The sequence below is a fragment of the Bacillus sp. 2CMS4F genome, assembly GCF_023161785.1.
Taxonomy (GTDB): Bacteria; Bacillota; Bacilli; order Bacillales; family Bacillaceae; genus Bacillus; species Bacillus halotolerans.
In genome coordinates this window covers 133,372-159,492 of record NZ_JALNTO010000006.1, presented here as the reverse complement: position 1 = coordinate 159,492, position 26,121 = coordinate 133,372, and the positions used below count along the sequence as shown (strand labels likewise).

The following is a 26,121-nucleotide window of genomic DNA, read 5'->3' as shown; positions in this document are numbered from 1 at the left end:
CTATCCGTATCCTGTTCTTTGTTTTTACCACCACTATTGTACATGGTTTTTTAGGCCGATGTAAAAGATTATTTTCAAAAAAACGAAAATTTTATTGGCAAAAACGAATATTTATAACTTAAATTTAATTTAAAGTTCGGAATTTATTTCGGCAGCGAAAATTAAAGAAAAGACTGGCCCATGCAGTCCTTTCTCATTCACACTCATAAACTGCCCGCATTCCGCCGATCAGCTTTGGCCGTGCGCGCGCCAATGTCACATGGGCAGCACCGAGACTGTTCTGAGAAATGCGTACAGGAACAGCAACCGGCTTTAAATGCATGCCGATAAACGTGTCGCCTATATCTATTCCGGCATCTGCCTGAATGGTTTCTACCAGAACAGGAGACTTCATTTGCTTAAACGCATAAGAAGCCATCGCCCCGCCCGCTTTTGGAACAGGTACAGCGGAAACGGCCGGAAGCCTGAACAGCTCGGCCGTTTCTTCCTCCACTACAAGCGCTCTGTTTAAATGCTCGCAGCATTGAAACGCCAGATGGATTCCCGTTTTTTCCTTCAGCTCTGCAAGTCCGCTGTAGATGCTTTCCGCGATGTCTGTACTGCCTGATGTGCCGATATGGCTGCCGGCCACTTCGCTTGTGCTGCAACCAAGGACAAAGAGCTGATTTTCTTTCAATCCCGCTTTGTCCTGAAACTCTGACAGCATCGTCTTCCACGTTTGTGTGATCTCACTCATTGAGCAGCACCCCTACAGGTTTTTCTCTTCATAGTCCGAGATTTTTCCGATGCGGGTTTGATGTCTACCGCCAGTAAATTCAGTGGTCAGCCAGATTTTCGCAATTTCACGTGCCAAACCGGGTCCAATCACCCGTTCGCCCATCGCGAGGATATTCGTATCGTTATGTTCTCTCGTCGCCTTTGCACTGAATGTATCATGTGCCAGCGCACAGCGGATGCCTTTGACTTTATTGGCGGAAATGCTCATGCCAATGCCTGTCCCGCAAATTAAAATGCCTCTGTCCACTTCACCGTTTACTACTTTTTCGGCCACCGGAAAAGCATAGTCCGGATAATCGACAGATCCGCTGCCGCAGTCACAGCCCATATCGACATATTCAATTTGCAATTCGTCCATTAGATCTTTGATTTCGTTTCGAATGTGAACGCCGCCATGATCCGATGCTATGGCTACTTTCATCAGCTTTTCCTCCCAGCGTGTGTGATGCGGCCCGCCCGCTTTGTTGACCGCGCAGCCTGTCCGCTCATTGATTCACACCATATCGATGTGCTTTTCACTATATTCTACTCCTTCACGCAGGATTTGCAAATGACCTGTCTGCAGATTCTCTGACAAGTTATTTGCCGTTATTTTTCAATCGTTCTGCCAGCTGCTGAAGAAGCTCTTCAAGCTCATCTCTCGTTTTTTTGTAAATTTCAACGGAGCCGCCAAACGGGTCTATAATATCGCCCCGGCTGCCTGTCACATATTCTTTTAGCGTAAACACTTTATCACGATAACGTTCGAATTGGCTGACGATAACCTGTTTGTGCTGGTGGGTCATTGCCAGAACCAAATCTGCCGATTCCATATGTTCTTCAGTTAATGGCGAAGAAACATGATTAAGGGCAATGCGCTTTTCAAAAAGCGCTTCGACCGCGTGAGGCGACGCTTTCCCGTTAGGTGAGGCAAATACGCCTGCCGAGCGGATGCTGACATCCAGCCCTTCCGCTTCTGCAATTGATTTAAAAAGCGCCTCAGCCATTGGACTGCGGCACGTATTTCCAGTACAGACAAAAATGATGTTCATGTCAGTCACCCCTTATTTTTTCTATTATATATGAAGAAAAAAGAAACGGCGACATCGTTTCTTTTCTTGGTATATTAAATTGGCAAAAGCAGCTTAAGGCCAAATACGATTAATATGGTCCCCCCGAGCGCTTCACTGTATGAGCCGAGCCAGGATTGCACTTGCTTTCCGATTATCAGGCCCAGCCAAGTCAACATCATGCTGAAAAGCCCAAACAGGGTAATGGTGAGAAGCGGATGCGAGCCGTATATTCCAAGGCTCAGACCGACGGAGAAACTATCGAGGCTGACGCCGACTGCAAATAACAATAAGCCAGGCCCAGCCGGTGACATCAAACGTTCTTCTGACTGTTTAAAAGATGCGATCACCATTTGAACACCGAGAACAAACAGCAGCGCCCCCCCGATATATACGGCTACCATGCCGAGGAGCCCTGACAGCATATTTCCCGCCGCCATCCCTCCGAGAGGCATGATGACGTGAAAGAGACCGATAATGAATCCAATATAGATTATCTGCTTTTTTCTGAGTTTGACCATGCCCATTCCGAGGCCGACAGAAAAAGCATCCATACCTAAAGCAAACGCCATGATGCTTAAGGTAATCAGTTCGCCTATAAACATATCCGACATCACATGCATAACCCCCTTGGACACGCCCGCTTTTTTAGCCTATGCGTGTCCAAAAGGGGTTAGAACTTCTGACTGTGTCAGCGAATCACTCTTCCTCCGGCTGCTTTCATCAGCCTGTTCATAATAGCAAGTCCGACGCCTGTGTCAGGAAACGATTCTGCAATAATAAAATCAACCTTTTCTTTATCAAAACTGCGCAATGCATCATAAAGGGCTGCCGCTACTGTTTCAAGCTGATCTCTTCTGCCGCAGCTCTTCACAAAGTCAGCCGAATAAAAATCCGCATTTTCTTCTGTCGTCAGGACGCCGACCCGTTTTCCGCCCTGCTGATATTCTTGAATAAGCGTTTGAATGCGCTCAGGGCTTCCTTCAGAAATAACAAGCGGCGCTGACGGCGCGTAATGTGTATATTTCATTCCCGGAGAAATCGGCTTCTCATTTTGATCAGCAAGCCCTTTATCCACAAGAATCGGTCCGATTTCGGCTTCTATTTGTTCTTTTGTAATGCCGCCCGGACGAAGGAGCACAGGGGTTTCTCCTGCACATGAAAGTACGGTTGATTCGACACCGATTCCCGTAGATCCCCCATCCATCATTCCAGCTATGCGGCCATCCAAGTCGTGAGCCACGTGTTCAGCCTTTGTCGGACTTGGTTTGCCCGATAAATTTGCACTCGGCGCCGCAATCGGGAGACCCGCGGCACGGATGAGTGCCAGAGCCAGCGGATGATCAGGCATTCTGACGGCCACTGTATCCAGCCCTGCCGTTACACGGGGTGACAGCGCACCAGGTTTACAAGGCAAAATCAGTGTAAGCGCCCCTGGCCAAAAGCGCTTCATTAATATTTTCGCCTTGTCTGGCGCCGGGCCTGTTAAACCGTCAAGCTGACTGATATCCGCAATGTGGACAATCAGTGGATTATCACTCGGCCGCCCTTTCGCCTCATATATTTTTTTGACAGCATCTGTGCTTTTCGCATTTGCGCCGAGACCATATACAGTTTCTGTCGGAAACGCGACAACCTCATTTTCCCGTAGCAAAGCGGCTGCTTGTGCAATTTGTGGATCATTTGTGGATAACTCGTCCATTACATCCACAAACCATCTTTTCGTTTTCATTTCTGACCAAACTCCTTATTCACAACAATAAAACGATCGTTTTACGCGTGTAATCCTTTTGAAAGTATAAAAGATGTCCTGTAATAAAACAAGCGTTATCCACAAATTGTGGACAACGCATATAAAGAAGTGGATAAGTTTGTGTATAAATCTCACTTATCCGGATGCTTTTTTCATTAAGACGGCCCCTTCCGCTTCCCTTGATTCACAGAAGTGATCCGAGGCAAACAGCTCTTCCGGCACACTCTCTGCCCGTTCAAAGCCCATGGCCCCCAGGAAATCAGCCGAAGAATGCTGATTGGCTACCAAGTATACCGTTTTAATTTCATGCTTTTCACAAAGCACCTCCATGCTTTGAAAGAGCGATACAATATGACCTTGGTGAAGCTTGTCCGATATCACAAGTGAGCGAAGCAGGGCTTGATCGCAGCTGATTTTTTCGATCCCCAGACAGCCGGCTATGTTTTTCTCGCTGTCCTCCAGCATCAGAAACTGGGTGAACCCTTCCTTTACGCCCTCATGATTCGTTTTGGCCTGTTTTAAAAATTCCTCAAGTATGTCTCCGTCCTTTTCCCTTGCCACCCGCAGTTGATAAAACATTCGTTCACCCCGTTTTCAGCGTTCTTTCTTCCAATCTATGAGGCAAATCTATTTTTAGACCTGGTGATTAAGAAAAAAGATCGGAAAACCATTCTACAACGAAGAATTTCACTTCTGTATTGTCTTCTTTCTCTTTCTTATCTTCTTTTTCAGCTTTCTCCGCTTTGGCTGTTAAGTCCTCAAGCGCTTTTTCCGTTTGTTTTTTTGAGGCTTCTTGATCTTCTTGTTCTTTTACGGCTTCCCCATTCGAAAAATCAAGAAAGCAGAGCGGCGGGAATAACACGCACCACCAATTGGCGCCTTCACCGTTCCCAAGCGTAATCAGAATGGCTTCGTATTCTCCAGCAGGATATACCATGCTGCCGTAAAGTTTTGTCGGAAATGAGATTTTGTCAAAATCAACAGATATTGATTGACTGGCGCCTTCTTTTTCCATGGTTTCTTTTGCAATTTCCTTGATCTCAGGCAGCTTTGAGCGGATCAAACGCCGCGCTTCTTCAATAGAAGTAATATCCTTGACCCATGTTGTGATTTCTTTATTGACGGCGTCTCTGATATGACGCTTTAATGCTTGGTCCTCGCCACGATCGCTGTTTGCCAATATTCTCAGGCGAATCGCCTCGTCCGGAATGACAACCGGCTCATTTTCAGATTGCTGTGCCGTCTCTTCTTTCGCCAATCCTACGAGTGCCCCAGATAATAAAAGAAACATATATATACAAATGATAACTGTTTTTTTCATCGGTCCCCACCGTTCCTCTCCGTGCTTTGTATCTAGCCCTATTATGGACAAGGAACGTATGGAGTAAACCTGCAGCGGCAAAAAAATCTAGCAAGCTTTTAATCTAATTTATGGTACGATAGTGTTTTAGGAGGTTTAAAATGAAATATAATTACACAGTGCTGCTGTCAGCGTTCACGATGTCAGTTCTTTATTCGATTATTTACATTCATTCCTTTATTATAGCTGCTCTCGTAACGATGGCCTTTTATTTCTTATTCCCTTATTTAATATTCGCGCTGCCGCTTCAGATCATGATGAATAAAAAGCCGAAACGGTTCAGCCCTTTGTACTTGCTGTATTATCTTGCCGCGGCGTTTATCGCCAACGCGATCATCTTTGGGGTGCTGCAGCCTTCCGGGCAATCTCTGCTTCAAAATACAGCCTTTTACATCTTCGCTGTATTAACAGCTGTTGTCTACTGGATATGGGATTCTGTTTTGCTGCAAAAAAAGGAAGCCTCCTAAGGGCTTCCTTTTTCATTAGATCAAAACGGTCAATAGATAACATAGAATAGAAGGTATGGCAGCAACAAAGAAAGCAGCTGATATTTTCAACCGGGCTGTCCGGCCTTCTTTGGTTTCTGAATGGTAATTTGCCCGCTGGTTGCCTCCGCTTACAGCTAAACCCGATGTCACAATGGCAAGCCCGATCAAAACAAGAGACGCAATGCCGAAAATGTATTCATAAGAAATGGCTTGCGCAAAAATAGAACCCACCATACTTTCAATGGCAATAAGTAAAATTCCTGCTGTCAGGGCCTTTTTCATCTTTTACATCCCCTTTGCTGGTGTTAAAACAGCTTGCTGGTCCCGTTCTTATCTCAACTCACCAGCAAGCTGCTTATTTATTCTTATGAATTACCGCGCATATGGTTCTGTCTTTTCCGTTAATATCCTTCAGGACTTCAACTTCCGCATCCTTAAACGCATGCAGAATCAGCTCTTTTACAGCTGCGCCCTGCTTCCACCCGATTTCAAAGACGACAAGCGCGGTATTCTTCATGACCAGCGGAATGGCTTCCATAAACCGCTTATAAAATTTCAGCCCGTCTCCGCCGTCAGTGAGGGCATGCAAAGGTTCATGGAAACGGACAATCTCAGATAAATCGGCCATTTCTTCTTCAGAAATATAAGGAGGGTTTGAGACGATAATATCCGCTTTTTTTCCTGCCTTAATAAAGGGCTCAAGCAGGTCGCCTTGAAGAAAATGCACCTCCGCTCCGAGCTTTTCCGCATTGGCTGAAGCAACGTCCAGCGCCTCTTTGGAGATATCAATCGCTGAAACAGAAAAGTTTTTGTTTTCCAGTGCAAGCGTGACGGCTATTGCGCCGCTGCCGGTGCCGACATCTACCACTTCGAGCTGTTCTCCTTCAGAAAAGACACTTCTATATTTCTCAAGAAGATGGCAGACAACCTCTTCCGTTTCCGGACGCGGGATCAGCACATCATCATTCACCATAAATTCCCGTCCGTAAAAAAACTCTATTCCGATAATGTACTGAACCGGTATGCCTTCTTTGTGCATATCGACGTGACGTTTAAAGCGATACAGCTCATCTTCACCGATCGGTTCCTGCAGGCTGGCGAGCAGCTTGCTTCTATCCATTCCGGTATCATAAAGCAAAAGCAGCTCAGCCGCATTTTCTTCTCTTCCCGCTTCCGTTAAATAAGAAGAAGCCCATTTCAGGGCTTCAAATATCGTCTTCATCTTAACTATCCGCCTGCTGAAGCTTGCTTGCCTGATCTTCTACAATCAGTGTTTCAACCACTTCGTCAAGTTTTCCTTCAAGAATCTGATCAAGCTTTTGAATGGTCAGGCCGATTCTGTGATCCGTCACACGGTTTTGCGGGAAGTTGTATGTGCGGATACGCTCAGAGCGGTCACCTGATCCGACAGCCGATTTCCGTGTTTGATCATATTCAGCCTGGGCTTCCTGCTGAAATTTATCATAGATTCTGGCACGGAGAACCTTCATTGCTTTTTCTTTGTTTTTGATTTGAGATTTTTCATCCTGGCATGATACGACAACGCCTGTCGGCAAATGTGTCAGACGAACGGCAGACATTGTCGTGTTCACGCTTTGTCCGCCCGGTCCGCTTGAAGCAAACGTATCAACACGGATATCCTTCTCGTGAATGTCAACCTCTACCTCTTCCGCCTCAGGAAGACATGCTACTGTTGCAGTAGAAGTATGGATACGGCCGCCTGATTCTGTTTCCGGAACACGCTGAACACGGTGAGCGCCGTTTTCATATTTGAGTTTAGAATATGCGCCGCTGCCCGTAATCATAAAGATGATCTCTTTGTAGCCGCCCGTTCCGGTTACACTTGCTTCCATGACCTCGGTTTTCCAGCCTTGAAGCTCGGCATAGCGGGAATACATTCTGTACAGGTTGCCTGCAAATAAAGCAGCTTCCTCTCCGCCTGCAGCTCCGCGGATCTCCATGATAACGTTTTTATCATCATTAGGATCTTTCGGGATCAGGAGCACCTTCAGACGCTCTGACAGTGTTTCCGTTTCTTTCTGGAGTTCAGAAATCTCTTCCTTCACCATGTCGCGCATCTCAGCATCAAGCTTATCCTCAAGCATCGCTTTTGCATCAGCCAGCTGTTCTGACGCATCTCTGTATTGTCTATATACGTCAACTGTTTCTTGTATATCAGATTGCTCTTTCGAATATTCTCTAAGCTTTTTCGGATCGTTGACAACTTCTGGATCGCTTAAAAGCTCATTTAATTTTTCATATCGTTCTTCGATTGACTTTAAACGGTCTAACACGGTCTTCACCTCTGTTTTCCTGTGCGTAACATTCTCATTATAGTATAGGGACTATCGCCAGTCAAAAGCATTTCAATCCCAGTTAAAAAAGCCTCCTCTGCTATACTGAAAAAGAGGAGGGATCGTATTGCTTACATCCATACATCATATTGCAATCATATGCTCAGAATATGAAAAGTCGAAAGCTTTCTACGTACATAAGCTCGGTTTTCAGGTGATACAAGAAACATACCGAGAAGAGCGCGACTCCTACAAGCTTGATTTGTCGCTTAACGGCTCGTACGTCATTGAGCTGTTTTCGTTCCCTGATCCGCCCGCACGTCAAACCCGTCCTGAAGGTGCAGGGCTCCGTCATCTTGCCTTTACGGTCAGCAGCTTAGAACAGGCTGTTCAGGAGCTTCACGAAAAAGGAATCGAGACAGAGCCAATCAGGACAGATCCGCTGACAGGCAAGCGGTTCACCTTCTTTTTTGATCCCGATCAGCTTCCGTTAGAGCTGTATGAGCAATAACGGTTTTTGAAGAAAAAAGGGAGATGCCCACTTTCTTTGCCGAATCTTTTCTTGTTTTGTCTAATAGGAAGGGAACCGCTCCCCATGGTCGAATACCTAGCTAAAAAGGAGGTATGGGATCATGAATACAAATATGGTAGCAAGTGAACTCGGCGTCTCCGCAAAAACAGTGCAGCGGTGGGTGAAGCAGCTGAACCTTCCGGCTGAACGGAACGAGCTCGGACACTATTCGTTTACGGCTGAAGATGTGCAAGTCCTGAAATCTGTTCAAAAACAAATTTCTGAAGGCACGGCGCTTCAGGATATCAATGTGCCGCAAAGCAATAAGAAGCGCACAGGCTTCCTTGTCCAAAAAACAAACAGTGACACAGAGAAAAGAATCGAACAGCTCGAACAAAAGCTTGACACCTTATTACAGCAAAAACAGGACGAAAACGGGCTTCTGGCAAGAATTGAGGAACTGGAACGCCAGCTTAAACAAAAAGCCGATGAAGGCGTATCCTATCAGCTTCTGCAGCACAGAAGAGAAATTGATGACATTCTTGCTGACCTGCAATCACTGACCTCACAAATGAAAGAATTCACCGCTCAGCCGACCCCTGAGACTGCTGCTTCTTCCGAAAAAATAAAAACAAGAAAAAAACCGCTGCTGTCACTGTTTAAATTTCAAACGTAAAGTAAAAAAGCTCCCCTTAAAGGGAGCTTTTTTGATTACGCAGTAAGCGCAATAATAATTGGAAGTGAAATCAATGACAGAATCGCACTGATCACAAACGCAGTCGCAGTTTCTTCCTCTTGTTTCTCGAAACGAGTCGCAATCATGGCTGCAACGGCAGAACCAGGGAATGCAACAAGAAGGATCGCTTTTGTTGTTTGGTCAGCTGGAAGTCCGACTGCAAGAGCAATCAGGAACATTAACGCAGGCTGAACCGCAACTTTTAGTAACGCAATACCGATAGCCGGCAGACTGAGTTTAATTTTACGAATACCAACGGTAACACCGACAGCAAAGAGAGCAACACCAGATGTTGTGCTTCCAAGCTGATCAAGCATTTTAACACCCAGCTCAGGAAGAGTGAAATTGAAAACCAGCACTAAGATCATACTGATTAACGGAGCAGCTGCAAGCGGCTCACAAAGACCATGCAGAATTGATTTTCCTGTCATCTTCCAGAAACTGTCGCCGCTCTCTTCGTTTTTCTTAGAAGACTCACCCACTGTAGCAACAATGATCGCAAGCGGATCAAGAATCGCGTTAACAACGATACCTGTTACAGCGATCGGAATCGCAACCTCTTGCGCACCGAACAAGCTTCCCAATACAGGAATACCCATAAATGCGAATGTCGGCTGTGCAGAGTTCAAAGAAAATACGGATGAGTTCGTTAAATCATACTTAAAGACAAATCTGCAAACCAATAGAATGATGATATAGAAACCAACAATCCCGATAAGTAAAGAAACCATTAATGGAACTTGTGATAAAAATTCACTTCTGGAAGTTGTCAAAATACCAGCGATAAAGTGAGCTGGAAGTGCGTATTTCGTTACTAACGTACTTACCCCTTTTGCTGACTTGGCATCATAACTTCCGAAATGTCCTGCAAACCAACCCAGCACGATAACAAAGAAGATCGGTGCCAGGAGGATTAAGATATCTAAGATGCTCAAAATATTCTCCTCCAAATCCTATGTCCGTATACTTTAGCTTTATTCAAAGCTTTCCCTCGGACAGAAAAATTACACGCTCAATTATTTTGCGATGACTTTTTTGTATTCAGGTGTCCACATTGCATCAAGAACAGCTTGTTTTACATCTTCAGGCTGACGATTTGCTACGCCGTCTTTGATCGCTGCTTCAGCTACAGCAATGGCAACTTGAATAGATACTTCTTGAAGCTTGTCGATGCTTGGAAGCAATCCAGCTCCAGGTGTTTCAAAATCAACCATTTCAGCAATCGCATCAGCTGTTGCAGCAAACATAGCAGGCGTAATAACACGCGCTTCAGCTACGATTGAACCAAGGCCAAGACCAGGGAATGCGAATGCGTTGTTAGATTGTCCGATTTCATAAGAAACGCCATTGTACTCGACATTGTCAAATGGGCTTCCTGTTGCTACAAGCACTTTTCCGTCAGTCCATTTGAACAGATCTTCAGGAACAGCTTCTGCAAGGTGAGTCGGGTTAGACATCGGCATGATCACCGGACGGTCTACGTGAGATGCCATCTCTTTCACAATTTCCTCTGTGAACGCTCCTGAAACCCCTGAAGTACCGATTAAGATCGTTGGTTTCGCTTGGCGAACCACTTCATCGAATGAAATTTGGCCTTTTTCATCACGTTTCCAGTCTTTCACTTCTGCTGCACTGCGAAGGTAAGGTTTTTGGAAATCAAGGATGCCTTCCATATCGTCTGTTAACAGGCCTCTGTAATCAAGTGTGAAGAACGCTTTGTTTGCTTCTTCCTCAGATAATCCAGCAAGCACCATTGTGTCACGGATTTGGTCAGCAATACCGATACCAGCTGAACCTGCACCGAAGACAACTACACGCTGATCTTTAATAGATGCGCCTGTTTTCTTCATAGCAGCAAGCACACCAGCAAGTGTAATTGCGCCTGTACCTTGAATATCATCGTTGAATGTCAGGATTTCGTTGTTGTATTTTTTCATGATATTGCGCGCGTTTTTGTTGCCAAAGTCTTCCCAGTGAAGAAGCGCTTTAGGGAAGAATTTAAGCGCAGCTTTTACATACGCATCAACGAATTCTTCATAACGTTCATCAGAAATACGTTCATGATGGTTACCAATGTATAAAGGATCATTTAAAAGTTTTTCGTTGTTTGTACCGACATCAAGCACTACAGGGATAACACGGCTAGGGTCAATACCAGCTGCAGCAGTGTAAACAGCCAATTTACCGATAGCGATGTTAATACCGCCTACTCCCCAATCACCGATACCAAGGATACTTTCAGAGTCAGTTGCAACGATAAGATCAATATCGCCTGCTGTCGCATGAAGGTTTTCAAAAGCCTTTTCAATACCGTCAATGTTGTCGATTGACAAGTAGATACCTTGAGGTCTTCTGTACTCATGGCTGTATTCTTGAATTGCTTCACCAACTGTTGGTGTGTACACAACAGGAAGCATTTCACGAAGGTGATTTTGCAGCAATTTATAGAAAAGAACTTCATTGCGGTTAGCAAGATCATTTAAGTAAACATTTTGACGAAGGCGGTCAGGCTGAGCTTTAAATTGCTCGTATGCGCGTTTTGCTTGTTGATCAAGAGAAAGTACAGTTGGCGGAAGAAGTCCTTCTAAGCCAAGTTCTTGTCTTTCTTCTAATGTAAAAGCAACACCTTTATTTAAAGTAGGAATAGATAAAACTTCTTTTCCTCTTAATGTTGTTTCTAAATGGCCTTCCTTAGTTTTTTTAATGTTATTCAAGCAAATCTCCTTCTTTCTTGAAATAGTTAACCAAGTTAAGTAATAACTCATCTAAAAATAACCGATCATGATCTTTATGCGACTTTGTGACAATTATTCGAACAATGTCTCAAAACTATTTACATTACGTTAGTTATTTTATGCCTGTCAAAATCAAAATTCAAGGGAAGAAAATTACTTAATTTTTTAATACACTTAATTAAATTTTTTAATTGATTGTTGTCAGAATATATAAAAAAACACCAGCTTTTCGGCCGGTGCTTTCTATCTTTTTACCCATGTTTTGTATTAGTTTTTAGATTTTCCCGGGACTTCGTGATGATGTCTGCATCTTGCTTCATAGGATTCGGACGCACCCACCAGAATAACCGGATCATCATAAGAAGCCGGCTTTCCGTCAATGAGCCGCTGTGTTCTGCTTGCCGGTGATCCGCAGACGGAACAGACGGCCTGCAGCTTCGTCACACTTTCAGCGATGGCCATAATATCCGGCACAACGCCGAACGGCTCTCCTCTGAAATCCATATCAAGACCCGCCGCGATCACACGGTAGCCTTTATCGGCAAGAGACGATAAAACACCAATGATTGACCGATCGAAGAATTGAACCTCGTCCACTGCAATCACATCCGTGCTCTCACTGATATGATTCCAAATGTCCTCAGCCGAAGAAATGGCATAGCTCGTCATAGATGTTCCATTATGGGAAACAACAGCATCCTCGCTGTATCGATTGTCAATCACAGGTTTAAAGACCCTGACCTCCTGCTTGGCATAAGTTGCTCTCTTCACTCTTCTGATCAGCTCTTCAGATTTTCCCGAGAACATGCTGCCGCAAATCAGCTCCAGCCACCCGCTTTGCTTCATTATGTACATTGGCTCTGCTCCCCTCTCTCTGCCAGCTGTGTTTTTGACAATATAAAAAACAGGCAAGAAGTGCTTCTTGCCTGTTGAAAAATCTATTATTACTTAAGACCGTATTTTTTATTAAAGCGATCAACACGACCATCAGCAGAAGCGAATTTTTGACGGCCAGTGTAGAATGGGTGGCATTCAGAGCAAATCTCAACGCGTACCTCTTCTTTTACTGAGCCTGTTTCAAATTCATTTCCGCAAGCGCATTTAACTGTTGCTTTTTTGAAATTAGGATGAATTCCTGCTTTCATTGTATCCATCTCCTTCCGCCCTGAATCCCGTGTGGAAACAGAGTTATTATTTCGGAGCATTGTCCGAAACGCATATGAGAAAATTATATCAGTGATTTACTTCTTTTGCAAATAGATTTTATCGTCTGGCTGATGATAGATTTGCCTGTTTCCATTCTTGATTGAGAATATCGAAAAATTCCTGGTTTGTTTTGGTTTTTTTCATTTTTCTCATGAATTTTTCCGCGAAATCAGGCGAATCTGACATCGTTTTGCGGATAGACCATAAACGATCAAGATGCTCCTTAGGCACAAGCAACTCTTCCTTACGCGTTCCAGAACGGCGAATATCGATGGCAGGGAAGATGCGGCGTTCTGCCAGAGAGCGGTCAAGATGAAGCTCCATGTTGCCCGTTCCCTTGAATTCTTCATAGATTACATCATCCATACGGGATCCTGTATCAACAAGAGCAGTGGCGAGGATCGTTAAGCTTCCGCCCTCTTCGATATTTCTCGCCGCCCCGAAAAAACGCTTCGGACGGTGGAACGCTGCCGGGTCAATCCCTCCGGAAAGTGTTCTTCCGCTCGGCGGAATCACTAAGTTGTAGGCGCGGGCCAGACGTGTGATACTGTCCATCAGGATAATGACGTCTTTCTTGTGTTCAACAAGGCGCATAGCGCGTTCAAGCACAAGCTCGGCTACTTTGATATGGTTTTCCGGCACTTCATCAAACGTTGAGCTGACGACATCCCCAGCAACAGAACGCTCAATGTCTGTAACCTCTTCCGGTCTTTCGTCAATCAACAGCACAATCAGCTCTGCTTCAGGCTGGTTCGCTGTAATGCTGTTGGCGATTTCCTTCAGCAGCATCGTTTTCCCGGCTTTCGGCGGCGCAACAATCAAACCGCGCTGGCCAAAGCCTACCGGCGCCATCATGTCCATAATTCTTGTAGACAAGAAATTCGGTTTTGTTTCGAGCACCATATGGCGGTCTGGATAAAGCGGAGTAAGGGCTGGGAAGTGAACGCGCTCTTTTGCCGATTCCGGATCATCTCCATTTACCGCTTCAACGTGCAAAAGTCCATAATAGCGCTCGTTTTCTTTTGGCGGGCGAACCTTGCCTGATACTTTGTCTCCGTTCCGTAAATCGAAACGGCGGATTTGTGAAGCTGAGATGTAAATGTCTTCAGAGCTTGGAGAATAGTTGATCGGTCTCAGGAAGCCAAATCCCTCTGATTGGATGATCTCAAGAACACCTTCCATAAACAGAAGATCTTCCTGCTCTGCATTCGCTTTCAGAATGGCGAAAATCAGCTCTTTTTTTGTCAGTTTGCTGTAGTAGGAGATTTTATAATGTCTTGCAAGTTCATATAGCTCTTTCAATTTCATATTTTCCAAAGAGGAAATAGATACGTCTTTCATAAAAAACACCACGCTTTTCATAGTCAATATCTTACTTTACACATGTAATCTGCTGCTTTTGCACAACATCCGCCAAAGCACATTCTTTTTTTAACATAAAGGAACTTCTATCGGTAACACTTCCACCCATGATCGGCGCTTTTGTTAAAAGGATTGTCTTAATGAGTTTTGAAGGAAGCGAGGACAAAAACATGAGAAGATCAATACTTATATCGTCTGTATGCGGTAGAAATTGAAACTTTCCTAGTGCTTAAAAGAAGGAATTACGCAGTTAAAAATCGCAGCACTCTTTATTTTTACCTTATTTCAAACAATTATTCAACTGAAATAAGGTTTTGACACGCAATTGATAGGGTTGTCTCTTTTTTGCAAAAGAAAAGCGGGTCAACACCCGCTTTTTCTCTTTGTTATGGACGGATTACGAGATTTGGTTTTTTCTTCAGGCTGTGTCTGCCGTCAACGAAACGGACAGTTCCTGACTTCGCACGGATGACCAAGCTTTCAGTCGTGCCGACAGACCCTTTGAATTGAACGCCTTTTAACAGCTCGCCGTCAGTTACGCCGGTAGCCGCAAAAATCGCGTCATCGCCTCTCACAAGGTCTTCCATACGCAGCACTTTGCTTAAATCAAGGCCCATTTTGTTGCAGCGTATGATTTCTTCCTCGCTTTGCGGAAGAAGTTTACCGATAATTTCTCCGCCCAGCGCTTTTAACGCTACAGCAGATAGGACGCCTTCAGGAGCACCGCCTGATCCGAACAGGATGTCTACGCCTGTGTGGTCGAAAGCCGTGTTGATGGCGCCTGCGACATCCCCGTCATTGATCAGTTTGATTCTGGCGCCGGCCTCGCGAAGCTCGGAAATGATTTTTTCGTGTCTATCACGGTTTAAAATGGTGGCAACGACGTCCTCGACGTCTTTGTTTTTCGCTTTTGCTACCGCTTTAAGGTTATCAATGACTGGAGCTTCAATATCAATGCAGCCCACTGCTTCCGGACCGACTGCGATTTTCTGCATATACATATCTGGAGCGTTTAAAAGCGTGCCGTGGTCCGCAACTGCAATGACCGTCAGCGCATTCCAGCCGCCGCTTGCCAAAATGTTTGTGCCTTCGAGAGGATCAACGGCGACATCGACACGCGGACCGTACCCGTTTCCGAGTTTTTCCCCGATATAAAGCATCGGTGCTTCGTCCATTTCCCCTTCTCCGATCACAACCGTTCCTTTCATCGGAACTGTATCAAAAACGTCTCTCATTGCGCTTGTTGCTGCTTCATCAGCCTCGTCTTTTTTTCCCCGGCCCATCCATCTTGCAGATGCTAATGCCGCAGCTTCAGTCACACGAACCAATTCCATTGATAAACTTCTTTCCATCTCAACACGATCTCCTCTCGCAAATAACCAATTAAGAATTTTGCAGCTGTTCTATCTCTTCATCAGTCATTCTCTCGCGCCAGATTGTGGCTCCCAGACCCTCGAGTTTTTTCTCAAGGCTGCTGTATCCGCGATCAATATGTTCCAGACCTGTAATTTCTGTGACGCCGTCGGCCATCAGCCCGGCAACCACTAAACAGGCTCCGGCCCGCAGATCGCTCGCCTTGACCTTAGCGCCTTGAAGGTCGACAGGTCCCGTTATGATTGCAGATCTGCCCTCTACCTTCATATTAGCGCCCATTCGTCTCAGCTCATCAATATGCTTGAATCTCGCCGAATAGATGGTGTCAGTCACGACGCTTGTCCCTTTTGCTCTCGTCAAAAGCGCTGTCATCGGCTGCTGCAAATCAGTCGGAAAGCCCGGGTATACTAGGGTTTTTACATCAACCGGCTTTAGGTTTTTCTGCCCGCCGACAATAAGCAGCTGGTCGTCGCTTGTCTCAATGTGAAAGCCCATTTCTCTCAGCTTTGCTGTTAAGGACTCAAGGTGTGTCGGGATTACATTATCGATGATGACCTCTTTGCCCATCGCAGCACCGGCAATCATAAATGTTCCGGCCTCAATTCTGTCCGGGATGATCGTATGTTTGCAGCCGTGCAGTTCCTTTACGCCATCGATTCGGATTACGTTGGTTCCAGCGCCTTTGATTTTTGCGCCCATGCTGGTGAGCAGTGTCGCGACATCAATAATCTCCGGCTCTTTCGCAGCGTTTTCAATGATGGTTTTCCCTTCTGCCAAAACTGCCGCAAGCATAATGTTAATCGTTGCCCCGACGCTTACGACATCTAAATATATACGTGCGCCTCTCAGCCTTTCAGCGCGCAAATAAATCGCGCCCTGTTCATTGGTCACTTCAGCTCCGAGCGCTTCGAAGCCCTTGATGTGTTGGTCAATCGGACGGGGGCCCAAGTGGCAGCCGCCAGGCAATCCGATGACGGCCTGTTTAAAGCGGCCGAGCATCGCCCCCATTAAATAATACGACGCGCGCAGTTTTTTCACTTTTCCGTTAGGAAGCGGCATGCTGATCATTGATGTGGGGTCTACAATCATATCCCCATTCTCAAAATGCACATTGCCGCCGATTTCCTGTAACAGGTCACGCAGCGTTTCAATATCTGAAATCTCAGGAAGCCCTTCTATTGTCACCTCGGAATTTGCCAAAATGGTTGCTGGTATTAATGCAACAGCACTGTTTTTAGCGCCGCTGATGTGTACTGTACCGTTTAACGAGTCACCGCCGGCAATATTCAACTTTTCCATGATAGTCTCCTTCCATAAGAAGATAGCTGCGGAGCTAAATAAAATGGCATTTTATTCTGTCTCTGCAAATAAAGCTCATGTCCAAAATCTAGCCAATTCGAAGAGAAAGAATACAACACATTGTAAAATATCAGGAAGAAAATAGCGAAGGTTTGCGGGGGCATAGGTTTCAAAAAATCGACAGAGACCCGCCGGCTAAAGAGACATCTTCGTCATCCGGCAAAAGCAGCACGCAACCCTCATTCCGATATCAGCTTCTGCAGCCCAATGATTCCTTCTCTGTAAGCGGCGTGCATCTGAAGGTCCGCTGGATCAGGACGGTGAAAAGCAAAGGCCGCGGCAAACAGACACTACAATCTGTTTGCCGCCGCTTGAATTACTTGTTCCAGTCTGCCAGGAATTGTTCGATTCCTTTGTCTGTTAACGGGTGCTTTGTCAGCTGATAAATGACTTTAAGCGGCATTGTGCCGATATGAGCCCCTCTTAATGCAGCTTCAGTTACATGCTGAGGATGGCGGATTGACGCCGCGATGATTTGCGTATCAAGCCCGTGGATATCAAAAATCTGCTTGACTTCTGAAATCAGGTCAAGCCCGTTATGGCCGATATCATCTAAGCGGCCTAAGAATGGAGATACATATGTAGCGCCCGCTCTTGCAGCAAGAAGCGCTTGGTTTGCATTGAAGATCAATGTGACATTTGTTTTGATGTTTAAGTCAGTAAGTGCTTTTACGGCTTTTAAACCGTCAGCCGTCATCGGGATTTTCACCGTGATGTTCGGGGCGATTTTCGCCAGTTCTTTTCCTTCCTCGATCATTTCCTCAGCTTTCAGAGAAATAACCTCCGCGCTTACAGAGCCCGGAACGACTTCTGTGATTTCACGAAGGCGGTCATGGAATGATACGTTAGCTTCTTTTGCTACTAAACTAGGATTCGTTGTTACACCGGCAAGAACTCCTAATTCATACGCTTCTTTAATCTCATCGATATTGGCTGTATCAATAAAAAATAACATTTACAAAAGCCTCCCTGAGTAAGAATTTTCAGAACTGTGAATATGATTGCGCTTTCTAAAGATAGACGGAAAACCGCCTGTCAAGCTGTCAGGCGGCTATAAAAAGTTCCAATTGAATTAAGCTTGGTTTGAAGAACCAAATTCACGCATTTTACCGATAACAGTTTCTTTAATCGCTTCGCGAGCAGGTCCAAGGTATTTACGAGGATCGTACTCATCAGGCTTAGCTGCCAACGTTTCGCGAACAGCTTTTGCAGAAGAAATTTGGTTTTCAGTATTTACGTTGATTTTAGCTGTACCAAGTGAGATTGATTTTTTGATGTCAGCAGTCGGAATTCCAGTACCGCCGTGAAGAACGAGCGGAAGACCAGTTGAATTTCCGATCTCTTCCATTTCTTTGAAGCCAAGGTTTGGCTCACCTTTGTAAGGGCCGTGAACAGAACCTAATGCAGGTGCAAGGCAGTCGATGCCAGTGCGCTCAACAAGCTCTTGGCACTCTTTAGGATCAGCGTAGATTACGCCTTCAGCGATAACGTCGTCCTCTTGTCCGCCGACTGTTCCTAGCTCAGCTTCTACAGATACACCGTGGAAATGAGCAAGCTCAACAACTTTAGAAGTTGTTGCTACGTTTTCTTCAAATGGATGGTGAGAAGCGTCGATCATTACAGATGTGAAACCTGCATGAATCGCTTTCGCACAAGATTCAAAGCTTGAACCGTGGTCTAAGTGGATCGCAACAGGAACTGTCACTTTGTACTCTTCCATTAGTGCTTTTACCATAGCTACGACTGTTTTGAAGCCGCCCATGTAGCGTCCCGCACCTTCGGAAACACCAAGGATCACTGGAGATTTTTCTTCTTCAGCTGCTTGTAAAATCGCTTGAGTAAACTCAAGGTTGTTTAAGTTAAATTGTCCTACAGCATAACCTTTTTCTTTAGCTGTATTCAACATTTCCGTCATTGAAACTAAAGGCATGTCGAATGTCCTCCTTATGTAGCCTGATTGTCTTCTAGCGAAAAAAGCTTTCCACCCTAGCATGACCCATAATTTGCTGTCATATGTAAATACTCAGATCGCTTTTTCTCCATAACTAGAATACCAACTTTTCGACAAATCGGCAACACAATGAGCTCATTCAATTGTTTCTTCTTTTTGTCAGTTAGACTTCAGGGGCAGATATTTTTTGACGGCGTCTCTGATTTCGTCGATGTCAAACGGCTTCGCAAAGTGCGTCAATGCGCCCAGTTCCTTTGATTCCTGGATCATATCGAGTTCTCCGTAAGCCGTCATGATGATCACGCGGATGTTTTCGTCAATGACTTTCATCCGTTTTAAAATTTCGATTCCGTCCATGCCGGGAATTTTCATATCCAGAAGGACAAGGTCCGGACGTTCTTTTGTCACAATATCAAGCGCTTGAAGGCCGTTCGCAGCCTGAAATGTCTGATAGCCCTCTTTATTGAACACTTCGTTAAGCAAAATACGTATTCCGTATTGATCATCAACGATTAAAATTTTTTCATTCATCATTTTACACCCCAATATTATGATTTTCGTCAAAAGTAAGCAGTAGTTTATGTATTCTGTTTGATTTTCCTATTTCCTTTAATTATAATAGTCTACTTTACGACATTTTCTGAGCATTTTCTCTTTTGTTGTATACTGTTATTGTACGTTATAAAGGAGGATTCACTTATGTTGAAAATATTTACGACACAGTTAACAGGTATTTTTTCCCGCATTCAGGATAAGGAATCTGACGCGATTGAAGATGGGGCGCGATTGCTTGCTCAAGCGGTGGTCAGCGGACATTCCATATATATATACGGGGCAAATGAGCTTCAGGGCGTCTTATATGAGGCTACCGAAAGCAAAGAGCCGCTTCCTTCCGTCAAAGCGTTTCCCGCCAACGCGGATGAAGTGACAGAAAGCGACAGGGTGCTGATGTTTTGTTCAGGGACAGGTACAGATGAAGAACAGGCGCTCGCGAAAGAGCTTTATGAAAAAGGCGCGGGAGTCGTTTGCGTATCGCCGGCAGCCAAAGACAGCGCCGGAATCGAACAATATTGCGATGTGCATATTGATTCGAAGCTGAAAATGCCGCTCGTTCCCGATGAAGACGGCACCCGTTACGGCTTCCCTTCATTAATGACAGCATTGTATGTCTACCATGCTCTATCATTTACATTAAAAGAAATTTTGCAAGAATATGCATAATCATTTATTGTACATGCTGTATCTTGCCGGAAACAAATAAAAAAGACTTGTCCGCTTTTGACAAACGGCAAGTCTTTTTTTATTACTTCTGATTTGCAGCTTCAACAGACGCTCCGATAAAGCCTTTGAATAATGGCTGAGGTCTTGTCGGTCTTGACTTGAACTCTGGGTGGAACTGAGAAGCCACGAACCAAGGATGGTCTTTCAGCTCGATAATTTCAACAAGGCGTCCGTCCGGGCTGGTGCCTGAGAATACGAAGCCTTGGTCTTCCATTTGCTGTCTGAATTCGTTGTTGAATTCATAACGGTGGCGGTGACGCTCGTACACCACTTCATCCTGATACACTTCAAATGCTTTCGTGCCCTCTTCAAGCTTACAAGGGTAAAGGCCGAGACGAAGTGTTCCTCCAAGATCTTCAACATCCTTCTGTTCAGGAAGAAGGTCGATGATCGGGTATTGAGTTGACGGATCAATTTCCGCAGAGTGAGCGCCTTTTAAGCCTAATACGTTTCGGGCATACTCAATAGATGCAACCTGCATGCCTAAGCAAATGCCCAAGAACGGAATGTTGTTTTCGCGCGCATGTTTTGTCGCAATGATTTTACCTTCAACACCGCGGTCACCGAAGCCGCCCGGTACGATAATACCGTCTGTGCCGCTAGTAAGCTCTCCGATGTTGCTTTCTGTTACTTCCTCAGCGTTAATCCATTTCACTTTTACATCTGTGTCAAACGCGTAGCCCGCGTGGCGAAGTGATTCAACGACAGAGATGTAAGCGTCAGGAAGCTCAACATATTTTCCGACAAGTCCGATTGTGGTCGTTTGAGACAGGTTGCTGACTTTGTTTACAAGCTCTTTCCACTCGGACATTTCCGCTTCTTTGCATTCCAGCTGCATGTGCTGGCAAACAAGCTTATCAAGTCCTTGCTTTTGAAGCTCAAGCGGAATGGAATAGAGGTTGTCCGCATCTTCACATTCAATAACCGCTTTTGTATCAATGTCGCAGAATAATGCGATTTTGTCCTTCATATCTTGAGAAATCGGCATTTCTGTACGAACAACGATAATGTTTGGCTGAATGCCCAGGCTTCTTAATTCTTTTACGCTGTGCTGTGTCGGTTTTGTTTTCAGTTCGCCGGCTGCTTTAATGTAAGGCACAAGTGTACAGTGGATGTACATCACGTTTTCACGGCCGATGTCACTCTTCATTTGGCGGATCGCTTCAAGGAATGGCAGGGATTCGATGTCTCCGACAGTACCGCCGATTTCTGTAATCACGACATCCGCGTTTGTTTCTTTACCTGCGCGGTATACGCGGTCTTTCAATTCATTTGTGATGTGCGGAATAACCTGCACTGTTCCGCCGAGGTAATCGCCGCGGCGTTCTTTTTTAAGAACTGTTGAATAGATTTTACCTGTTGTTACGTTGCTGAATTTATTCAGGTTGATGTCGATAAAACGCTCATAGTGGCCCAGGTCTAAGTCTGTTTCAGCGCCGTCATCTGTTACGAATACTTCACCGTGCTGGTACGGGCTCATTGTTCCCGGATCGACGTTGATGTATGGATCGAATTTTTGAATGGTGACGTTCAGTCCGCGGTTTTTCAGCAAACGCCCTAATGAAGCTGCTACAATTCCCTTTCCAAGTGAGGATACGACTCCCCCGGTTACAAAAATATATTTCGTCATTTCGTTTGCTCCTCTCTTCGCTCTAAGCTACATTTCTTAAAATGTACCGTTTTATAGGAAATCATTTAGCCTTTTAAATGATTTATAAGAAAAATGAGGGGTGAAAATAAGAAAGCTCCCTTTCAATTTCTTGAAAGGGAGCATAACGTTCTATGTTCTCTCTTCGTTTTTGAAGAGCCCAAAATACATACTACATAGTTCGACTATGAAAGTCAAGATCGATTTGAGGATGAAATTCTTTTACTATTTTTTATCCTCATCGCCTTCATCATAGTCATCTTCATCTTCTTCTTCATCGTCATCAATGAGATCATCGTCAATTTCGAGCTCGTCTTCGTCGTCGTCTTCATCGATATCGTCAAACTCATCAGCATCGAGATCAAGTTCTTCCTCAACCTCAGCCAAATCGAGGTCGTCTTCGTCAACCTCTTCAAATTCATCAAGATCAAGATCTTCTTCAACAGCTTTTTTCGCTTTTTTCTTTTTCGCCTTAACTGTCGGCTGTGTTTCTTCATCAAGCTGATCGTACGGATACCAGCTGCGAAGGCCCCAAGTCTGGTCAGAGAGCGCCAAGAAGCGGCCGTCAATGTTTAAATCTGTATAAAATTGTGCGACGCGGTCTCCAAGCTCTTCTTTTTTCACGCCGAGCAATGATGCAATTTCATTTAAAAGCTCCTGAAACGGAACTGGTTTTTTATGATCTTCAAATAATTCGTGAGCGATTTCAACTAAAGCCATTTCCTTTAGCTGTTCCTGTGAATATTGTTTGATACCCAAGGTCGGACACTCCCTTTCTATTACTTATATGTATCTGTTTTATCAATAATGAAAGCGATATTGTATCGTTCTTATACAAACCATACCTCTCATTATAAACAAAATAAAACAGAATATGCTACCCTTAACAGCGTTAATTTAAATAATTTTACAAGAGTAATCCGACTGATAGATGTTTTGCCTTATTCTGAGAGCATTCTGGAGATAACCAGCCTTTGAATTTCTTGGGTGCCTTCGTAGATTTGCGTAATTTTCGCGTCGCGCATATAGCGTTCAACCGGATAATCCTTCGTATAGCCGTAGCCGCCGAAAATCTGCACAGCTTCGGTCGTCACCTTCATTGCCGTATCCCCTGCCAGCAGTTTGGACATAGCGGAGGCTTTTCCATACGGAAGGCCTGACGATTCCAGCCATGCCGCCTGATAGGTCAGTAGCCTTGAAGCTTCTATCATTGTCGCCATATCTGCAAGTTTAAAAGCTATGCCCTGCTGCTCGGCGATCGATTTGCCGAACTGTTTTCTTTCTTTTGCGTATTGAAGTGCCGCATCAAGCGCTCCCTGAGCGATGCCAACAGCCTGTGCCGCAATGCCGTTTCTTCCTCCGTCAAGCGTCTTCATCGCGATTTTGAAGCCTTCTCCTTCTTCTCCGAGACGATTTTCTGCGGGAACGACACAGTCTTCAAAGATGATCTCTGTTGTCGGAGAAGAACGGATGCCTAGTTTCTTTTCTTTCTTGCCTGCCAAAAATCCTTCAAAATCCTTTTCTACAATAAATGCGGAAATGCCTTTTTTCTTTTTCTCAGCGTCAGTGACTGCAAACACAATATAAATATCAGCGGCGCCGCCGTTTGTGATAAACACTTTTGATCCGTTTAATACATAGTCATCACCGATTCGCTCAGCGGTTGTTTTCATCCCGCCGGCGTCTGAACCGGAGCCCGCTTCAGTCAAAGCGAAAGCCCCGATTTTCTGCCCAAGGGCCAGCTGTGTTAAGTACGCTGCCTTTTGTTCTTCTGTGCCAAATGCAAACAGCGGCCAGCCGCAAAGCGAGATATGGGCTGAAAGCGTCACGCCGGTGGAGGCGCAGACTTTTGACAGTTCCTCCACCGCTATGACATAAGCCAGGTAGTCACTTCCGATTCCGCCGTAAGCTTCAGGCCACGGAATCCCCGTTAATCCTAAATCCGCCATTTCCCGAAACAGGTCACGATCGAAGCGTTCTTGTTCGTCACGTTCTGCCGCTGTGGGTGCAACCTCATGCTTCGCAAAATCACGAACCAATTTCCGAATCATTTCGTGTTCTTCTGTTAATGAAAAATTCATCGCTTTTCCCCCATTGTCATATCAGCGCCCAAGACAGATTGAGCCAGAAGCTCCGCGACGTCATACGTTTTGACACGATCTTCCGCTTCTTTTGCCTTTGTGCCGTCCCCAAGCATCGTGAGGCAGTACGGACAGCCGGAGCTGATTACCGACGGATTGACTGCCAGCGCTTGCTCTGTTCTGGCGACATTAATCCTGTTGCCTGACTCTTCCTCCATCCACATCAAGCCTCCGCCAGCTCCGCAGCACATGCCGGTTTCCCGGTTTCTCTCCATTTCAATAAGCCGCACACCCGGAATGGCTTTTAAAATCTCTCTCGGCGGATCATAGACTTCGTTGTACCGTCCCAAGTAGCACGAGTCGTGGAAGGTGATCGTTTCATGAACTGGGTGCTGCGGTTTTAGTTTCCCGCTCTTCACAAGATCGGCCAGCACTTCCGTATGATGATACACTTCGCCTTCAAAGCCGAAATCAGGATATTCGTTTTTAAATAAATTATATGCGTGCGGATCAATCGTAACGATTTTTTTCACATTATTTTTTTCGAATTCCGAGATATTCTTTTCGGCCAGTTCTTGAAATAAAAATTCATTTCCGAGGCGGCGCGGGGTGTCCCCTGAATTTTTTTCTTTGTTGCCGAGGATCGCAAAGGTCACACCTGCTTGGTTCAGCAGTCTTGCAAAGGAGATGGCGATCTTTTGGCTTCTGTTGTCGTACGAACCCATGGAACCGACCCAAAAAAGATATTCGAATTCTTTTTCCTCTTTTTTTAATTCTTTTACTGTCGGAATATCGGCATCTGGGGCTGCGTCCCGCCAATTTTCACGTTCCTTTCGGTTGAGGCCCCACGGATTTCCCTGCCGCTCAATACTCGTCATCGCCCGCTGTGCGTCACTGTCCATTTTTCCTTCAGTCAGCACGAGATAGCGGCGAAGGTCAATGATTTTATCAACATGCTCGTTCATGACGGGGCACTGATCTTCACAGTTCCGGCAAGTGGTGCAGGCCCAAATTTCTTCTTCGGTAATGACATCGCCGATTAAGCTCGGACTGTAATCTAGCGCGGCGGCGGCTTCCTGTGATCCGCTCCCTGAGGCTGCCGCAGCCAGCTGGTTCCCTTTCGTATGCCGGAATGCTGCAGCCGGCACCCATGGCGAGCGCGAAGTGACGGCAGCGCCTTTTTCTGTGAGGTGGTCCCTGAGGCGTAAAATTAAATCCATCGGCGACAGCATTTTTCCGGTGCCTGTCGCAGGGCACATATTGGTGCAGCGGCCGCACTCGACACACGCATACAGATCAATCAACTGGGACTGTCTGAAATCCTCAATTTTTCCCGCTCCGTAGCTTTCTTTCGTTTCGTCTGTGAAATCAATTTTTTCGAGCTTTCCGGACGCTTCAAGCCTGTTGAAAAAGACATTGGCAGGACCGGCAATTAAATGAGCGTGCTTTGACTGCGGCACATACACTAAAAAGCTCAGTAAAAACAGCAGATGCACCCACCATGCGATATAGAAAATCACCGCGGCGCCCGTCTCCCCGACGCCGCCAAGCAAAAACGCGATGCCTGAAGCGATCGGCTCGCTCCAAGAAAGCCCGTGATCATGCCAGATCAGATTCATTGCGTTCCCCAGTAAAACCGTCAGCATTAAACCGCCGATAAAAATGAGAACAAGTCCAGATTTAAAGCCTCGTTTCAGCCTGACGAGCTTTTCGATATAGCGTCTGTAAAATGCCCAGCCAACCGCAATTAAGATCAGAAACGTAACGATTTCCTGAAAAAAAGTGAAGGCGGGATAGATCGGGCCAAGCGGCAGATTTCGATCTGGGACCAGCCCTTTGATGATAAAGTCAATCGCTCCGAACTGAACCAATATAAAGCCGTAGAAAAATATGACGTGAATGATGCCGCTTTTCTTATCCTTGAGCAGTTTTTTCTGCCCGAATACATTCACCCATATGGCCTGAAGCCGTTCCTTGATCCGTTTATCGAACTGTTCCTTTTGGCCAAGCCTGATGTAAGCAAGCCTTGTTTTGATCAAATAGACAAACAAATAAACAGCGTAAGCGGTTACAATCAGAAATAATAATGCATTGACAATGAGAAAGCCGCTCATTCCAATTCCCCCTTTTTACTGATGAAGACCGTGATCCCCTGC

Annotated in this window: 29 protein-coding genes; 4 read left to right on the top strand and 25 right to left on the bottom strand. The window is 45.3% G+C overall.

All coding sequences use genetic code 11. The annotated features are described in order from the left end of the window. Positions 1–193 precede the first annotated feature (193 nt). The 7 genes from MTN95_RS11275 to spoIIR form a co-directional block, all read right to left on the bottom strand. Positions 194–736: a TIGR01440 family protein gene (locus tag MTN95_RS11275; protein ID WP_193659842.1), complete on the bottom strand. Its 543-nt coding sequence runs from the start codon at positions 734–736 to the stop codon at positions 194–196. A 12-nt stretch (positions 737–748) separates the two neighbouring features. Continuing rightward, a complete protein-coding gene (gene rpiB, locus MTN95_RS11270) occupies positions 749–1,198 on the bottom strand; it encodes a ribose 5-phosphate isomerase B (protein ID WP_024123169.1) in 450 nt (149 codons plus the stop codon). Between the two features lie 157 nt (positions 1,199–1,355). Further along, positions 1,356–1,808: a low molecular weight protein arginine phosphatase gene (locus MTN95_RS11265; RefSeq protein ID WP_105990808.1), complete on the bottom strand. Its 453-nt coding sequence runs from the start codon at positions 1,806–1,808 to the stop codon at positions 1,356–1,358. Positions 1,809–1,882: 74 nt separating this feature from the next. Further along, positions 1,883–2,440, bottom strand: a complete 558-nt coding sequence (locus MTN95_RS11260) for a manganese efflux pump MntP (RefSeq protein ID WP_105954141.1) — start codon at positions 2,438–2,440, stop codon at positions 1,883–1,885. Positions 2,441–2,517: 77 nt separating this feature from the next. Then, positions 2,518–3,558: an L-threonylcarbamoyladenylate synthase gene (locus tag MTN95_RS11255; RefSeq protein WP_105954106.1), complete on the bottom strand. Its 1,041-nt coding sequence runs from the start codon at positions 3,556–3,558 to the stop codon at positions 2,518–2,520. Between the two features lie 156 nt (positions 3,559–3,714). Beyond that, the gene (locus tag MTN95_RS11250; RefSeq protein ID WP_248338195.1) at positions 3,715–4,158 is read right to left on the bottom strand and encodes a GNAT family N-acetyltransferase; all 444 of its coding nucleotides are present in this window, start codon (positions 4,156–4,158) and stop codon (positions 3,715–3,717) included. Between the two features lie 67 nt (positions 4,159–4,225). Continuing rightward, positions 4,226–4,900: a stage II sporulation protein R gene (gene spoIIR / locus MTN95_RS11245; protein WP_248338193.1), complete on the bottom strand. Its 675-nt coding sequence runs from the start codon at positions 4,898–4,900 to the stop codon at positions 4,226–4,228. A 140-nt stretch (positions 4,901–5,040) separates the two neighbouring features. Here spoIIR and MTN95_RS11240 point away from each other — a divergent pair, with 140 nt between their 5' ends. Beyond that, positions 5,041–5,406, top strand: coding sequence for a UPF0715 family protein (locus tag MTN95_RS11240; protein ID WP_248338191.1), 366 nt, complete (start codon positions 5,041–5,043; stop codon positions 5,404–5,406). Between the two features lie 15 nt (positions 5,407–5,421). On the opposite strand, the gene MTN95_RS11235 is transcribed toward MTN95_RS11240, so the two are convergent. From MTN95_RS11235 to prfA, 3 genes are all read right to left on the bottom strand, one after another. Beyond that, entirely contained in the window at positions 5,422–5,709 is a 288-nt protein-coding gene (locus MTN95_RS11235) for a DUF5316 family protein (RefSeq protein ID WP_248338187.1), read from the bottom strand. A gap of 73 nt (positions 5,710–5,782) precedes the next feature. Next, positions 5,783–6,649, bottom strand: a complete 867-nt coding sequence (gene prmC / locus MTN95_RS11230; protein WP_202853132.1) for a peptide chain release factor N(5)-glutamine methyltransferase — start codon at positions 6,647–6,649, stop codon at positions 5,783–5,785. A gap of 1 nt (position 6,650) precedes the next feature. After that, positions 6,651–7,721 (bottom strand): peptide chain release factor 1, encoded by a 1,071-nt coding sequence (gene prfA / locus MTN95_RS11225; protein WP_024123179.1) that lies wholly within the window; start codon positions 7,719–7,721, stop codon positions 6,651–6,653. A gap of 121 nt (positions 7,722–7,842) precedes the next feature. Here prfA and gloA2 point away from each other — a divergent pair, with 121 nt between their 5' ends. Together gloA2 and racA are read left to right on the top strand one after the other, a co-directional pair. Beyond that, positions 7,843–8,232, top strand: a complete 390-nt coding sequence (gene gloA2, locus MTN95_RS11220; protein WP_202853149.1) for an SMU1112c/YaeR family gloxylase I-like metalloprotein — start codon at positions 7,843–7,845, stop codon at positions 8,230–8,232. Between the two features lie 121 nt (positions 8,233–8,353). Further along, positions 8,354–8,908: a chromosome-anchoring protein RacA gene (gene racA / locus MTN95_RS11215; protein WP_024123181.1), complete on the top strand. Its 555-nt coding sequence runs from the start codon at positions 8,354–8,356 to the stop codon at positions 8,906–8,908. Positions 8,909–8,943: 35 nt separating this feature from the next. Here racA and MTN95_RS11210 read toward each other — a convergent pair whose 3' ends face one another. The 11 genes from MTN95_RS11210 to spo0F all read right to left on the bottom strand — a co-directional run bounded on the left by MTN95_RS11210 (position 8,944) and on the right by spo0F (position 19,489). Further along, positions 8,944–9,903 carry an AEC family transporter gene (locus MTN95_RS11210; protein WP_024123182.1) on the bottom strand — a complete coding sequence of 320 codons (960 nt, stop codon included), beginning with the start codon at positions 9,901–9,903 and terminating at the stop codon, positions 8,944–8,946. Between the two features lie 81 nt (positions 9,904–9,984). Continuing rightward, positions 9,985–11,682 (bottom strand): oxaloacetate-decarboxylating malate dehydrogenase, encoded by a 1,698-nt coding sequence (gene malS, locus MTN95_RS11205; RefSeq protein ID WP_024123183.1) that lies wholly within the window; start codon positions 11,680–11,682, stop codon positions 9,985–9,987. Positions 11,683–11,970: 288 nt separating this feature from the next. Next, positions 11,971–12,558 (bottom strand): thymidine kinase, encoded by a 588-nt coding sequence (locus tag MTN95_RS11200; protein WP_024123184.1) that lies wholly within the window; start codon positions 12,556–12,558, stop codon positions 11,971–11,973. 89 nt (positions 12,559–12,647) lie between these two features. Next, positions 12,648–12,848, bottom strand: a complete 201-nt coding sequence (rpmE, locus tag MTN95_RS11195) for a 50S ribosomal protein L31 (protein WP_003151132.1) — start codon at positions 12,846–12,848, stop codon at positions 12,648–12,650. A gap of 118 nt (positions 12,849–12,966) precedes the next feature. Then, the gene (gene rho, locus MTN95_RS11190) at positions 12,967–14,250 is read right to left on the bottom strand and encodes a transcription termination factor Rho (RefSeq protein ID WP_010332253.1); all 1,284 of its coding nucleotides are present in this window, start codon (positions 14,248–14,250) and stop codon (positions 12,967–12,969) included. A gap of 31 nt (positions 14,251–14,281) precedes the next feature. Continuing rightward, positions 14,282–14,443 carry a hypothetical protein gene (locus MTN95_RS11185; protein ID WP_032731180.1) on the bottom strand — a complete coding sequence of 54 codons (162 nt, stop codon included), beginning with the start codon at positions 14,441–14,443 and terminating at the stop codon, positions 14,282–14,284. 214 nt (positions 14,444–14,657) lie between these two features. Then, positions 14,658–15,623, bottom strand: coding sequence for a class II fructose-bisphosphatase (glpX, locus tag MTN95_RS11180; protein ID WP_044159762.1), 966 nt, complete (start codon positions 15,621–15,623; stop codon positions 14,658–14,660). Positions 15,624–15,654: 31 nt separating this feature from the next. Then, positions 15,655–16,944, bottom strand: coding sequence for a UDP-N-acetylglucosamine 1-carboxyvinyltransferase (locus tag MTN95_RS11175; RefSeq protein WP_024123187.1), 1,290 nt, complete (start codon positions 16,942–16,944; stop codon positions 15,655–15,657). 376 nt (positions 16,945–17,320) lie between these two features. Beyond that, a complete protein-coding gene (fsa, locus tag MTN95_RS11170) occupies positions 17,321–17,959 on the bottom strand; it encodes a fructose-6-phosphate aldolase (protein WP_024123188.1) in 639 nt (212 codons plus the stop codon). Between the two features lie 117 nt (positions 17,960–18,076). After that, positions 18,077–18,934, bottom strand: a complete 858-nt coding sequence (locus MTN95_RS11165; RefSeq protein ID WP_024123189.1) for a class II fructose-bisphosphate aldolase — start codon at positions 18,932–18,934, stop codon at positions 18,077–18,079. Between the two features lie 180 nt (positions 18,935–19,114). Continuing rightward, positions 19,115–19,489, bottom strand: coding sequence for a sporulation initiation phosphotransferase Spo0F (gene spo0F / locus MTN95_RS11160; RefSeq protein WP_003227621.1), 375 nt, complete (start codon positions 19,487–19,489; stop codon positions 19,115–19,117). 165 nt (positions 19,490–19,654) lie between these two features. Here spo0F and MTN95_RS11155 point away from each other — a divergent pair, with 165 nt between their 5' ends. After that, positions 19,655–20,176 (top strand): DUF2529 domain-containing protein, encoded by a 522-nt coding sequence (locus MTN95_RS11155; RefSeq protein WP_024123190.1) that lies wholly within the window; start codon positions 19,655–19,657, stop codon positions 20,174–20,176. An 82-nt stretch (positions 20,177–20,258) separates the two neighbouring features. Here MTN95_RS11155 and pyrG read toward each other — a convergent pair whose 3' ends face one another. The 4 genes from pyrG to MTN95_RS11135 form a co-directional block, all read right to left on the bottom strand. After that, positions 20,259–21,866 carry a glutamine hydrolyzing CTP synthase gene (pyrG, locus tag MTN95_RS11150; protein ID WP_024123191.1) on the bottom strand — a complete coding sequence of 536 codons (1,608 nt, stop codon included), beginning with the start codon at positions 21,864–21,866 and terminating at the stop codon, positions 20,259–20,261. A gap of 243 nt (positions 21,867–22,109) precedes the next feature. Next, positions 22,110–22,643: a DNA-directed RNA polymerase subunit delta gene (rpoE, locus tag MTN95_RS11145; RefSeq protein WP_248338184.1), complete on the bottom strand. Its 534-nt coding sequence runs from the start codon at positions 22,641–22,643 to the stop codon at positions 22,110–22,112. A 182-nt stretch (positions 22,644–22,825) separates the two neighbouring features. Then, the gene (acdA, locus tag MTN95_RS11140) at positions 22,826–23,965 is read right to left on the bottom strand and encodes an acyl-CoA dehydrogenase (protein ID WP_248338182.1); all 1,140 of its coding nucleotides are present in this window, start codon (positions 23,963–23,965) and stop codon (positions 22,826–22,828) included. Further along, a complete protein-coding gene (locus MTN95_RS11135) occupies positions 23,962–26,079 on the bottom strand; it encodes a heterodisulfide reductase-related iron-sulfur binding cluster (protein ID WP_248338180.1) in 2,118 nt (705 codons plus the stop codon). The genes acdA and MTN95_RS11135 overlap by 4 nt, the downstream gene beginning before the upstream one ends. Between the last annotated feature and the right edge of the window lie 42 nt (positions 26,080–26,121).